The sequence below is a fragment of the Kouleothrix sp. 19917 genome, assembly GCF_057073505.1.
Genome location: NZ_CP097099.1, coordinates 4,352,891 through 4,365,370, shown reverse-complemented (window position 1 = coordinate 4,365,370; position 12,480 = coordinate 4,352,891). Strand labels below are relative to the sequence as shown.

9 protein-coding genes and 1 pseudogene are annotated in these 12,480 nt (G+C 64.3%); 7 read left to right on the top strand and 3 right to left on the bottom strand.

Features of this window, described 5'->3' with window-relative positions:
- Positions 1 to 17: 17 nt before the first annotated feature.
- The 6 genes and pseudogenes from nuoI to M1P90_RS17840 all read left to right on the top strand — a co-directional run.
- Positions 18 to 521, top strand: a pseudogene (gene nuoI / locus M1P90_RS17865) (NADH-quinone oxidoreductase subunit NuoI); the annotation flags it as partial.
- A gap of 109 nt (positions 522 to 630) precedes the next feature.
- Complete coding sequence (locus M1P90_RS17860) at positions 631 to 1,149, top strand: NADH-quinone oxidoreductase subunit J (protein ID WP_483696640.1); 519 nt, start codon at positions 631 to 633, stop codon at positions 1,147 to 1,149.
- Positions 1,150 to 1,176: 27 nt separating this feature from the next.
- On the top strand, positions 1,177 to 1,479 hold the full coding sequence (gene nuoK, locus M1P90_RS17855) for an NADH-quinone oxidoreductase subunit NuoK (protein ID WP_483696639.1): 303 nt from the start codon (positions 1,177 to 1,179) through the stop codon (positions 1,477 to 1,479).
- A gap of 84 nt (positions 1,480 to 1,563) precedes the next feature.
- Entirely contained in the window at positions 1,564 to 3,555 is a 1,992-nt protein-coding gene (gene nuoL, locus M1P90_RS17850; RefSeq protein ID WP_483696638.1) for an NADH-quinone oxidoreductase subunit L, read from the top strand.
- Positions 3,556 to 3,643: 88 nt separating this feature from the next.
- Positions 3,644 to 5,170 (top strand): complex I subunit 4 family protein, encoded by a 1,527-nt coding sequence (locus tag M1P90_RS17845; RefSeq protein WP_483696637.1) that lies wholly within the window; start codon positions 3,644 to 3,646, stop codon positions 5,168 to 5,170.
- A 21-nt stretch (positions 5,171 to 5,191) separates the two neighbouring features.
- Complete coding sequence (locus M1P90_RS17840; RefSeq protein WP_483696636.1) at positions 5,192 to 6,667, top strand: NADH-quinone oxidoreductase subunit N; 1,476 nt, start codon at positions 5,192 to 5,194, stop codon at positions 6,665 to 6,667.
- A gap of 80 nt (positions 6,668 to 6,747) precedes the next feature.
- Here M1P90_RS17840 and M1P90_RS17835 read toward each other — a convergent pair whose 3' ends face one another.
- The 3 genes from M1P90_RS17835 to M1P90_RS17825 all read right to left on the bottom strand — a co-directional run bounded on the left by M1P90_RS17835 (position 6,748) and on the right by M1P90_RS17825 (position 9,652).
- Positions 6,748 to 7,188: a hypothetical protein gene (locus tag M1P90_RS17835; protein ID WP_483696635.1), complete on the bottom strand. Its 441-nt coding sequence runs from the start codon at positions 7,186 to 7,188 to the stop codon at positions 6,748 to 6,750.
- 291 nt (positions 7,189 to 7,479) lie between these two features.
- Entirely contained in the window at positions 7,480 to 8,871 is a 1,392-nt protein-coding gene (locus tag M1P90_RS17830) for an MFS transporter (RefSeq protein WP_483696634.1), read from the bottom strand.
- A 175-nt stretch (positions 8,872 to 9,046) separates the two neighbouring features.
- Positions 9,047 to 9,652 carry a PKD domain-containing protein gene (locus M1P90_RS17825; protein ID WP_483696633.1) on the bottom strand — a complete coding sequence of 202 codons (606 nt, stop codon included), beginning with the start codon at positions 9,650 to 9,652 and terminating at the stop codon, positions 9,047 to 9,049.
- Positions 9,653 to 9,876: 224 nt separating this feature from the next.
- Between M1P90_RS17825 and M1P90_RS17820 the strand changes: the two genes are divergently transcribed.
- Entirely contained in the window at positions 9,877 to 12,402 is a 2,526-nt protein-coding gene (locus M1P90_RS17820; protein ID WP_483696632.1) for a U32 family peptidase, read from the top strand.
- Positions 12,403 to 12,480: the final 78 nt, after the last annotated feature.

The following is a 12,480-nucleotide window of genomic DNA, read 5'->3' as shown; positions in this document are numbered from 1 at the left end:
AACAAGCTACTACGGAGAAATCTATGCTCGGCGAAATTGTCAAAGGTCTGGGCACAACCCTGAAATATCTCTTCAAGAAGCCCGTCACCGTGCAGTACCCGGAAGTCAAGCGCCCGGTGCGCGAGCGCTTCCGTGGCCGCCACGAGCTGAAGCGCTTTGAGAACGGCATGGAGCGCTGTATCGGCTGCGCGCTGTGCGCGGCGGCATGCCCGGCCGACGCGATCCTGGTGGTGCCGGCCGAAAACAACCCCGAGCAGCCGAACTCGCCGGGCGAACGCTTTGCCGCCACGTATGAGATCAACATGCTGCGCTGCATCTTCTGCGGCTACTGCGAAGATGCCTGCCCAACCAACGCGATTGTGCTTGAGCACCAGTATGAGCTGTCGTTCTACGACCGCAAATCGTCGATCTATACCAAGGACATGCTCCTGGTGCCGGCCGACAAGGGCCATGGCGAGATCCCGCCGATTCTGCAGCAGCTCAACCGCCGGCCAAGCCCGCCCGCCCAGATCGATTTGTAGATTGCCGATTGCCATTTACGATTGACGATTTACGATTTACGAGTGCGCTGAACCAGCCGTAAAGCCGAAATCCACAATCGTAAATCCAAAATCGTAAATCGGAGAACGTATGGAATTCGTTGTCTTTGTCATCACGGCGCTGGTTGCGATCATTGGCGCGGTGGCGATGCTGCTGAGCCGCAACGCGGTGCATAGCGCGCTGTTTATGCTGCTGAACTTCAGCTCGATTGCGGTGCTGTACCTGCTGCTGAACGCGCCCTTCCTGTTTGCGGTGCAGCTGATCGTCTATGCTGGCGCGATCATTGTGCTGTTCCTGTTTGTGGTGATGCTGCTGGGCGCCGAGCGCGCCGAAGACGAGCAGGATCGGCTGGGCTGGCAGCGGCCGCTGGCGCTGCTGATGGCTGCGCTGCTGCTGGCCGAGGCGCTGTATGTGTTCTTTGCCCGCGCCAACACCAACCTGGCCGATGCCGCCAACCAGGTGGCCGATTTCGCCACGCCGGTGAAGATTGGCGAAGCACTGTTCAGCACCTACCTGCTGCCCTTCGAGATCACCTCGGTGATCCTGCTGGCGGCGCTGGTGGGCGTGGTGGTGCTGCACCAGCACCAGGTCGAGAATCCGAAGCCCTAGTCGGCAAGCAACGTTCGGGAGAGAGCAATGGTTCCTGTGAGCTACTATGTGCTGCTGAGCGCGGTGCTGTTCACGCTTGGCGTGGTGGGCGTGCTAACCCGCCGCAATGCGCTGATCGTGTTTATGTCGGTTGAGATGATGCTCAACTCGGCCAACCTCGCGCTGGTGGCGTTTGCGCAGCGCTGGCAGTCGGCAAATGGCCAGATCCTGGTGTTTTTCGTGATCACTGTTGCCGCCGCCGAAGTGGCCGTGGGCCTGGCGCTGCTGGTGACGATCTTCCGCTCCAAGCGCACCACCGATATCGACGAGATTAATACGCTCAAAGGGTAATGACGACCGACGCCGACGGCCAGCGACCGCGACATGTGCGGCCGGGTGGCGGGGCTTAGTGGTCGGTATTGTCGAGGAACGCAGATGTCTGACCTGACCTGGATTGTCGTGCTCATCCCGCTGTTCCCGTTTCTGGGCTTTTTGCTGAACACCTTTGTGATCCGCAACGAGCGCCAGGCCGGGCTGCTGGCGAGCGCAATGGTCGCGCTTTCATTCATCGCCACGATCGCCTCGATTGTGGTGCTGCAGTCGCTGCAGGTTGCCGGGGCCGAAGGTGCCGAGGGCGCGTCGCAGCATATCGACTTTGTGCTGTGGGAATGGATGACGATTGGCGCGTTCCGCGTGCCGTTCGGCTTTCTGTTCGATCAGCTCACGGCGGTGATGGCGCTGCTGGTGACGGGCGTGGGCGGCCTGATCCACTTCTTCTCGATTGGCTACATGCACGGCGATGCCCGCCCGGTGCGCTACTTCGCCTACCTGAACCTGTTCATTGTCGCCATGCTCTTCCTGATTATGGGCGACAACATGCTGCTGCTGTTCCTCGGCTGGGAAGGCGTGGGCCTGTGCTCGTTCCTGCTGATCAGCCACTGGTTCGACCGGAAGAGCGTGCCGCCCGGCATTGTGCCTTCGGAAGCGGCGGTGAAGGCGTTTGTTGCCAACCGCGTTGGCGACGCCGGCATGCTGCTGGCCATGATGGCGATTTTCGCCACCTTTGGCACGCTGACCTTCTACAACCAGGCGGGCGGCGTTGGCGGCTACCTTGAGGGCGCCGAGCAAGCGCGCGCACAGGTGGTGAATGTTGGCATCTTTGGCGCGATGAGCATGGTGACGCTGATCACCTTCCTGATGCTGATTGGTGTGACTGGCAAGTCGGCGCAGATCCCGCTGTTTGTGTGGCTGCCCGACGCAATGGCCGGCCCTACGCCGGTTTCGGCGCTCATTCACGCCGCCACCATGGTCACCTCGGGCGTCTACCTGATTGCGCGCAACCACACACTGTTCGAGGCCAGCAATGGCGTGAATGGCTGGGTGGCGGGCATTGGCGTGCTGACGGCTTTGCTGGCGGCCACGGCGGCAGTGACGCAGTGGGATATCAAGCGCGTGCTGGCCTACTCAACCGTTTCGCAGCTGGGCTATATGGTCGCGGCGGTGGGCATGGGCGCGTATGTCGCCGGTATGTTCCATCTGCTCACGCACGGCGTGTTCAAGGCGCTTCTGTTCCTGGGCTCGGCCTCGATCATCCACGGCACGCACGAAACGCAGGACATGCGCCGCATGGGCGGCCTGCGCACGCGCATGCCAACCACCTTCTGGACCTATATGGTCGGCTCGCTGGCGCTGGCGGGTATTTTCCCCTTCGCTGGCTTCTGGAGCAAGGACGAGATCATTGCGCACGCCTTTGATGTTGGCAATCCCTTCGCTGGCGTGATCCTGATCCTCGCCTCGCTGATGACGGCCTTCTATATGGGCCGCCAGGTGGCGCTGGTCTTCTGGGGCAAGCCGCGCGACGACCACGCCGCGCACGCCCACGAAAGCACCGGCAGCATGAAGAATGTGCTGATCATCCTGGGCATTGGCGCGGCGATTGCCGGCGTGATGAACCTGCCAGGCCTCCACTGGCTTGAAACCTTCCTGCACCCGGTGCTGGGCGAAGAAGCCGCCCCCTACACGGTGGGCAAGGGCGTGCTGGCCACCGTGGTGACGCTGCTGGCCGGTGCCTCGATGTATGGCGGCTGGTACCTGTATGCGCGGGTGCTGGAAAGCAAGATCAAGCCAGCCAAGGAAGACCCGGGCTACTACTATGCCGGCGACATCTGGCGCGGCGCTGAGCTGGCCTGGGGCTTCGACTGGTTCTACAACCGGGTGCTGGTGCGCGGCTACCATATGATTGGCGGCTTCCTGGCGACTGTGTTCGACCAGCAGGGCATCGACAACACGCTGGTGGATGGCGTGGGGCGCGCCTTTGGCGGGCTGGCGGGCATCTTCCGGCGCGGCCAGACGGGCTACATCCGCAACTACGCCTGGGTGTTCTTTGTCGGCGTGGTCGTGCTGGTCGGGTATTTCGCGTTCGTGTAAGTTAGTAGGCAGTCCGCAGCCCGCAGTCCGCAGTTCACATTCGTGCTACTGCAAGCTGCAAACTGCCATCTGCCAACTGGGGACTGATGTGAATCAGCTAGGCTTTCCTCTGCTTTCGCTTGTGCTGTGGCTGCCGACGCTCGGTGCGCTGGCGCTGCTGTTTGTGCCGCGCGAAAGCATCGGCGCGCAGCGTATGGTGGCGCTCCTGTTTGCGCTGGCATCGCTGGCGGTGTCGCTGCCGCTGTACTTCCTGTTTGATGGCGCGCAGGGCTACCAGTTCGCCGAAAGCATGGCCTGGGTGCCGTCGTGGGGCATCGGCTACCGCATCTCAATCGATGGCGTGAGCCTGTGGCTGGTGTTGCTGACCACCTTCCTCACGCCGATCACGCTGATCTCGACCTGGGATTCGGTGCACAAGGATTTCCGCACCTTCCAACTGCTGCTGCTGCTGCTGGAAACCGGCATGCTCGGCGTGTTTGTGGCGCAGGATTTGTTCCTGTTCTACATCTTCTGGGAGTTCACGCTCATCCCGATGGCGCTGCTGATTGGCATCTGGGGCAGCAGCAATCGCGTGCGCGCGGCGGTGAAGTTCTTCCTGTACACCTTTGCCGGCTCGGTGTTTATGCTGCTGGGCATTATTGCCCTGTACCTGCTGCAACCCGCAGCGTCCCGCACCTTCGACATCGCTACCCTGCAGCAGAATGTTGCGAATGGCACGCTGAAGATCGACCCGACAGTTGGGCGGCTCTTGTTCGCCTCGTTCTTCCTGGCCTTTGCGATCAAGGTGCCGCTGTGGCCGTTCCACACCTGGCTGCCGCTGGCGCACACCGAAGCGCCAACCGCTGGCTCGGTGATCCTGGCCGGCGTGATGCTGAAGCTCGGCGGCTACGGCCTGATCCGCTTCAACCTGCAACTTTTCCCCGAAGCGTCGCGCTGGGCCGCGCCGGCGATTGGCGTGCTGGCCGTAATTGGCATTCTGTATGGCGCGATGGTTTCGTTTGCGCAGACCGACATGAAGAAGCTGGTGGCCTACTCGTCGGTGAGCCACCTGGGCTTTGTGGTGCTGGGCATCTTCGCGCTGAACCAGACCGGCATCTCGGGCGCGATCATCCAGATGATCAACCACGGCCTTTCGACCGGCGCGCTGTTCCTGGTCGTCGGTTATATCTACGAGCGGCGGCACACGCGCGAGATGGCGGCGTTTGGCGGGCTGTGGAAGGTGATGCCGATCTATAGCGGCCTCGCGCTGGCGATGGTGATGTCGTCGGTGGGCCTGCCGGGCCTGAACGGCTTCATTGGCGAATACACGATTATGCAGGGCGCCTACCTGTCGGATGCGCTCGGCGGCGGGTTTGTGGCCTTTGCGGTGATTGGCGTGATCTTCGCGGCAACCTACCTGCTGCGCATGTTCCGCCTGACCTTTATGGGCGACGTGACGAACCCGGAGAATGCTGCGCTGGCCGATATTACGCCGCGCGAGATCGCGCTGCTGGCGCTGCTGCTGGTGCCGATTGTGGCGATTGGCCTGTACCCGAACTTTATGTTTGCGCCAATGCAGCCGGCGGTTGAGCAGATCGCGCAGCACCTGACGGCAGTGGTCGCGGCAGTACGCTAAGCCAATTGAGAAGGTTTCCTTATGCCTCCTATTCAAATTCCCCCGATTGACCTTGGCGTGTCGCTCCAGCTGCTGATCGTGTTTGGCTGGGCCATGCTGCTGCTGCTGGTCGACCTGTTTGTGGGCGCGGGCAGCAAGCGCATCATTGGCTACCTGGCGCTGGCCGGCGTGGTGGTGGCGGCTGCGGCTGGCATTCCTTCCTGGGGCAGCAACGGCAGCACCTTTAATGGCATGCTGGTGCTCGACAACTTCGCGCTGGTGCTGAACTGGATCTTCCTGCTGAGCACTGCGATCACGATCATCATCTCGCTCGACTACCTGCCGCGCCAGGGCATCGAGCGCGGCGAGTACTACGCGCTGCTTCTGTTCGCGCTCGGCGGCATGATGCTGCTGGCGCAGGGCACCGACCTGATTGTGCTGTTCCTGGGCCTGGAGCTGCTGTCGATCACGCTGTATGTGCTGGCTGGCTTCGCCTACCCGCGCCTCGCCTCGGAAGAGGCGGCGATGAAGTACCTGCTGATCGGCGCGTTTGCGGCTGGCTTCCTGGTGTTTGGCATTGCGCTGCTGTATGGCGCGACCGGCACATCGAGCCTGGCGGGCATTGCCGAGAAGCTTGGCAGCGGGCTGGCCGCCGACGATGTGGCCTTTATGCTGGCTGGCGCGGCGCTGGTGATTATCGGCTTTGGCTACAAGATCTCGATGGCGCCCTTCCATATGTGGACGCCCGATGTCTATGAGGGTTCGCCGACGCCGGTGGCGGCGTTTATGTCGGTTGGCACCAAGGGCGCGGGCTTTGCCGCGCTGGCCCGGCTGCTGCTGGTGGGGCTTGGCTCGCAGTTCGCCACCTGGAGCATCATCCTGGCGCTGCTGGCCGCCGTGACCATGTTTGTGGGCAATATCTCGGCCGTTGCGCAGACGAATGTGAAGCGCATGCTGGCCTATTCGAGCATTGGCCACGCCGGCTACATCCTGATGGGCGTGCTGGCGGCGGGCGGCCCGGCCGGCGCAAATCGCGGCATCGAGGGCTTTCTGTTCTACCTGCTGGCCTACTCGCTGACCAACCTGGGCGCGTTTGCCGTGCTGATCGCGCTGGAGCAGCGCGGCGAGGCGGCCTGGAGCATGGACGATTTCGCGGGCCTGTGGTACCGCCGCCCGTTCCTGGCGGTGGCCATGGCGCTGTGTATGTTCTCGCTCGCGGGTGTGCCGCCAACGGCGGGCTTCTGGGGTAAGTTCTATGTCTTTGCGGCGGCGTGGGAGGCTGGCCTGCAGTGGCTGGCGATCGTCGGCGTGATCACTTCGGCGATTGCGGCATTCTTCTATCTGCGGATCATCGTGCAGATGTTTATGCGCGAGCCGGTGCGTGAAGTGACGCCCGCGCTGGATCGCACGCTGGCGATTGGCGTGGGCCTGGCCGCGCTGGGGGTGATTGTGTTTGGCATCATCCCGACGCCAGTGATCGACCTGGTGCAAAGCTCGGTGCTGGCGCTGGGGCGCTAAATCTCAGGGCAAAATGCTAAATGCTGAGTGTTGAGTTTCGGTTAACCCGCAACTCAACACTCAGCATTTAAAATTCAGAATTACTTGCTTCCCTTCGCGGTGTAAATCACCGTCCCCGTCCCGCCAAACTGCTTGGCGTCGAGCGCCCCCACCACCAGGCTGACATTGCCGTGGTCGTAGGCCTTCAGGAACAGGTTGTTCTGCAGGCCCGGCATGTTGCGCACTTCGGTCCAGCCGTTGGCGCTGCTGATCTGCTGGGTGTAGAAATCGACGACTTCCTGCAGCGACGCCGTGGAGTCGTAGACCTTCTGCTCAATCGTTTCCTGCTTGATCTGGTTCTGGGTCAGGGTCGTGGGCACCTGCGCCTGCCAGCCCTCAATAATCTTGTTGATCTGGTCGCTATCCGATTTCTCGAATGCCGTTGTATTGGGCGGTTCGGGAACCGTCACATCGCCCGAGCTACCGCCGCAGCCGGCCAGCACGAGCGCAAACAGCAGAAGAAACAGGGAAATCCGTCGCATACTTGCCCTTCCTTTAACGTGGGTTGTGTTCCGATAAACGGCGCTAGTGTACCATACAATCTGCGCGTCAGCGTGCACAGGAAAGACGCAGGGCCGGCGGCAATTGTTGCCCCGGCCCTGCTGCATGAATATAGCGAAGAGCAGATTAATTGAGCCATAGAGCGCACAGAGGCCACTGAGTTTGGTTGTACTGCTCGGTGATCTCGGTGTTCTCTGTGCCTCAACCGTTTGGCCCTCGCCGATAGTTCGTAGCTTGTAGTGCGTAATCCTGTGGCACGCCGCTGACACGCGCTACTGCGCCTGCTTTTTGCCCGGCAGGCGTTGTGCCGCCAGCAGCGCCGCAACCGCCACGCCGATCATAATCAGGTCGTGGGTGAGCAAGCCGCCCATCGAAACGCTGCCTGTGCCGGCGTTGCCCGCCAGCGCGCCGCCCAGCCCCGCGCCCAGCGCCACGCCCAGCACATTGCCAAGCTGCAGGGCGGCCGAGGCGCTGCCTTCCTGGCCGGGCTCAGCTGTTTCGAGCACCACCAGCTGCATGGTCGAAAAGGCCAGACCCATGCCGAGACCAGCCACGCCCCAGGCGACAATCGCCAGCGCGAATGGCACTGCCGGGGAAAGCGCAGCCGCCACGCCCGCAATGCCCACGCCGATCAGCACCAGGCCCGCGCTTGCGACCAGGCGGCGGCTCTGACGCGCGGCCAGGTGCGCCTGCACCCACGAGCCGGTGGTCCAGAAGATCGTGGCGGCAGTAAGTGCCAGGCCAGCCACCGAGGCGCTTTGGCCGCGCCCACTGGTGAGCGCCAGCGGCACAAACGAGTCGACGCCGAAAAAGGCCAGATTGAGCAAGCCCTGCGTGGCAATCGCGGCGGGCAGACCCGGCGCGAGGCGCAGGGTTCCCGCAGGCAGAAGCTGCAGCAAGGAAGGAATGCCAATTGCCAGCCCCGCCGCGCCAAGCGCGACTGCCAGCAGGGTGTTGGGTGTTGTCAGCGCGGCCAGCGCCATGCCCGCGCCCGCAGCCAGCATCACGGCAAGGCGGGCAGTGCGCCACTCGCGCGGGCGGTCGCTATTGCCGCCCAGCGGACGCAGACCCGGCAGCGCAAGGCCGGCGCCAAGCAGAATAAACGGCACCAGCCCGAGAAACACCCAGCGCCAGCCCAGCATATCGGCAATAAAGCCCGCCAGCGCCGGCCCGATCAGGCCGGGGATGACCCAGGCGCTGGCCGACATGGCGAGCATGCGCGGCTTGAGCGATTCGGGGTAGCCGCGCCCAATGCTGACATACGCCACCGACGAGATCACGCCCGAGCCGAAGCCCTGCACCGCGCGCCCGGCGATCACCACCAGCATCGAGGGCGCAAAGCCAACGATCAGCAAGCCCACCACAAACACGCCTGCCCCCAGCAGCAGCGGGCGCGCTGGCCCCTGCCGGTCGGCTTCTGCGCCGGCGATGGTAATGCCAACGAGGTTGGCGAGCATAAAGGCGCTGAAAGCCCAGCCATATAAATTCAAACCACCAAGATCGCGCACGGTGGCGGGCAGGGTCGTTGCCACTGCCAGCGCCTCAAAGGCCGCGCCCGAGATGACGAGCAGCAAGCCAAGCGTGATCTGCCAGTGTGCGCGATCCCAGACGCTGGGCGCAGCCGGCGCCGTGGCCGGCGAGTTTTGGGTAACGTCTTGCACCATTGCCTCTGCCTCTCCTGAACGGAAGATTTCGCATTATCTCAGATACTATACCCGCTTTCGGGCGCATATGGATCACCCGCAGGGCGGGCGGCGTGCTGATCGGATGGGCAGGGCGCAAAAACGCGGGCCAGGATTGCTCCCGGCCCGCGCTGTTGTTCTCGATAGCGAGCTTGCCTTACGGCACCATCACGTCGAAGTCGTCGGTGGCCGTCTTGCCGGCGTTATCGGTCACGGCCAGCTGCACCGTGTAGGTGCCGGCCTGTGGGAAGTATTTGTTGTAGTCGGCCGGGTCGATCGACACGTTGCCGTTCGAGTTTTCCTTGATGATCTGTCCCACCACGCTCTCGGCGCCAGCGGGGGCCTTGGTGATCGTCCACTTGTAGTCCTTGATGTCGCCGGCCGACTTGGTGGCGTCGAGCACCAGCGCCTGGCCCTGCGCCAGTGTCACATCGTCGGCGGCGGCGGCAAGCGCGCCGGCCACGTCGGTGACGGCGGTGGCGGCCTCGGGGCCGGTGATGGCGGTGGCGGCCTCGTTGATCATTGCGGCGTTGGTCGGGTCGGCCAGCGCGGTGCCGGCCTCGTTCAGGGTGCCAGCCACGTCAGTGGCGGTGCTGGGGTCGCTCACGGCGGTGGCGGCGTCATTCACCAGCGAGCCGGCCGTGGGGTCGCTCACGGCGGTGCCGGCCTGGTTGGCAGCATCGTTGACGGTTGTGGGTGTACCACCACACGCGCCGAGCAGCAGCGCGCCGCCCAGCATCGTGGTTGCAAGAAGTTTTCGCATCGCGTTCCTCCTAAATCCTCTGTGTGCCGGCTGAACCGGCGTGTCGCCAGAAACTATAGCAAGAAGGGGACCACGTCAGTGCGCGGCAGTTTGTGGTATCCTATGCGGGTTGGAAGGTTGGCAGGTTGCAGGTTTGAAAGTTGCAAGTTGCGGCCCAGAAACGCGGGATTACTACGCACAACGCGCTACAGCTAGACTCCCGCCAAATATTTATACATAAAGCCATGAAACACGAAACCAAAACATTTCCCAAACCAGAAATCATGAGCCCGGCCGGCTACTGGCCGCAACTGCGCGCCGCCATCGAGGCCGGCGCCGACGCGGTCTACTTTGGGCTGACGCACTTCACCGCCCGCGCCAAGGTCGGCTTCACGCTCGAAGAGCTGCCCGAGGTCTTTCGCACCCTGCATGCGCGTGGCGTGAAGGGCTATGTCACCTTTAACACGCTGGTGTTCGAGCACGAGCTTCCCGAGGCGGCGCGCGCGCTGGCTGGCATTGCCGCAGCCGGCACCGATGCGATTATTGTGCAGGATCTGGGTGTGGCGCGCCTGGCCCGCCAGATTGCGCCCGACCTCGAAATCCACGGCTCGACGCAGATGAGCATCACATCCGCCGAGGGCGTGGCGCTGGCGCAGCAGCAGGGCGTGACGCGGGTGGTGCTGGCGCGCGAGCTGTCGCTCGACGAGATCGGCGCGATCCGCAAGCAGACCGATTGCGAGCTGGAGATGTTTGTCCACGGCGCGCTGTGCGTTTCCTACTCGGGCCAGTGCTTCTCGTCCGAGGCGTGGGGCGGGCGCAGCGCCAACCGCGGCCAGTGCGCGCAGGCCTGCCGCCTGCCCTACGAGCTGTTTGTCGACGGCCAGCACCGCCCGCTGGGCGACGCGCGCTACCTGCTGTCGCCCGGCGACTTGTACGCGCTGCCGCTGGTGCCCGAAATCGTCCAGCTTGGCGTCTCGGCGCTGAAAATCGAGGGCCGCTACAAAGACGCGAACTACGTGGCGCTCACCACGGCTGCCTACCGCAAGGCCGTGGACGAAGCCTGGGCCGGGCGGCCGCTCAGCATCAGCCGCGCCGAAGAGTTGCAGCTTGAGCAAGTCTACTCGCGCGGGCTGGGTTCGTTCTTCGTCGGTGGCACCAACCACCAGACCGTCGTGCGCGGGCGCTCGCCGCGCCACCGGGGCGTGCTGGTGGGTCGCGTGGCGCGCGTGCTGGCCGACGCGATCATCATCGCGCCCGAGCCATCGGCCGAGGCCGCGCCGCTCAAGCCCGGCGATGGCCTGGTGTTCGACGCGGCCGGCTGGCGCAGCCCCGAAGAGCGCGAGGAAGGCGGGCATGTCTACGGGGTGCTGCCGGCGCGCGGCGGCCAGCTTGAGCTGCGCTTTGGCGCGGGCGCGATCTCCCCGGCGCGTATCCGCCCCGGCGACTGGGTCTGGCGCACGCACGACCCCGACCTCGACCGGGCGGCGCGGCCATTCACCGAGGCGGGCGCGCCGGTGGCGAAGCAGCCCGTGCGCGTGCGGGCGACGGCACACGCTGGCCAGCCTTTGGAGCTGGTGTGGGAGTTGGAAGAGAGGCCGGATGCGTGCGTAACGGTGTGCTCGGATGCCCCGCTGGTCGTGTCGCAGAATCGCCCGCTTGACGTTTCGTTCCTGCGCGAACAGCTTGGCCGCCTGGGTAACACGCCTTATGAGCTGGCCGAGCTGACACTTGACGTGCAGGGCAGCCCCTTCGCGCCCAGCTCGCTGCTCAACACCCTGCGCCGCGCCGCCGTGGAGCAGCTTCAAACAGTGCAAAGCCAGCCGCGCACTTCCGAGCTGCGCAATCCGCTCGACGCGCTGGCCGAGGTTTTGCCCGCGCCCGCCGTCGAAGTTCCCACGCCGCTCGCGCCGCAGCTGCACCTGCTGGTGCGCACGCCCGAGCAGCTTGAGGCCGCAATCGCGCTGCGCCCCGCCAGCATCACCCTCGATTATCTTGAGCTGTACGGCCTGCGCCCGGCGGTCGAGCGCGTGCAGGAAGCCGGCATCGAGGCGCGTGTGGCCAGCCCGCGCGTGCTCAAGCCCAGCGAGCAGCGCATTATTCGCTTCTTGCTCAAGCTCGGCTGCGCGATTGTGGTGCGCTCGGGCGGCCTGTTACACGCCCTGCGCGCCGAAGACGCGCCCGCGCTGATTGGCGATTTCAGCCTGAACGCGGCCAACACCCTTTCGGCCAATCTCCTGCTCGACATGGGCTTGGAGCGCATCACGCCCACGCACGATCTCAACGCCGCGCAGGTGGCCGACCTTGCCGCCGCGCTTGGGCCCGAGCGCGTGGAAGTGGTGGCCTACCAGCACCTGCCAGTCTTCCACACCGAGCACTGCGTGTTCTGCCGCTTCCTCTCGGATGGCACCAGCTACAAGGATTGCGGCCACCCCTGCGAGCAGCACCGCGTCGCGCTGCGCGACGTAAGCGGGCGCGCCCACCCGGTTATGGCCGATGTGGGCTGCCGCAACACGGTGTTTGGCGCGCAGGCCCAGGAAGCCAGCCGCCACCTCGACGCATGGCGCGCGGCGGGCGTGGCGCATTTCCGCCTGGAGTTTGTGCACGAAAGCGGCGAGCAGGTCACGCGCGTGGCCCGCGCCTTCCGCGACACGCTTGAGGGCCGCACAAGCAGCGCCGAGCTGAGCCGCCAGCTCCAGCGCGTTGCGCCGCAGGGCGTCACCGAGGGCAGCCTGTTCGTCCCCGCCGACCACATGGTCATTCCGCTGGTGTAATTTTCTGGCGCAAAGGCACGAAAAAGCACGGCATCGCGCGATGCCGTGCTTTTTCGTGCAAAGCCAAAAGCTGCTGAC